The 547-nt window shown below is 50.5% G+C and carries 1 protein-coding gene; it reads right to left on the bottom strand.

The features are described 5' to 3' along the window. The coding region (locus tag ABD994_RS31420; protein WP_345425754.1) for a hypothetical protein at window positions 1-547 on the bottom strand (547 nt) is incomplete at both ends.

A 547-nucleotide genomic window follows, 5' to 3' on the forward strand; every position in this document is an offset into this window, starting at 1 on the left:
GTGCCAAGCTGGCTTTTTGTCTTTGTACACGGATCATTCTGCGTTGTGATCACCACCCCTCCATCATTCTGACCACAAGTAGATGCAGACATTCTATTAGCGGTGAAAGTAACTGTTTCAGTAGTCTCATTATCGCCGGGAAGCCGGTATTGCACTAGCATTGTTTGTCCACAACCATTTACATAAATTGCCCCAATAGGATTACCCCAATTATCTCGTATATAGTGAGAAAAAACCCAACCACCACAGCCGCTGCTACCTGAGCCACCACCTCCAGTATTAGGATAGCTTACAGGGCCGCCTGTTCCGGTTGGCCCATTCCCACCACCGGGATTCCCGCCACCACCGCCACCAGTTCCGCCACCGCCCCCCGGTCCTTGTGGCTGGGTCGGGCAGTCCGGGCAGGGCTCCGGATTACAGTTGCCTTTTCCGTTGAGATATGAGACAGTATTTTCCAAAACTCCTTCCAAAGAATAAGTATAGACTTTGCCGGAATAGCTTAGATAATCATTATTCCCATTCGCAAGCCACTCAGCGGTGGGCTCAT

The sequence above is a fragment of the Actinomycetospora chlora genome (genome assembly GCF_039542135.1).
GTDB lineage: Bacteria > Actinomycetota > Actinomycetes > Mycobacteriales > Pseudonocardiaceae > Actinomycetospora > Actinomycetospora chlora.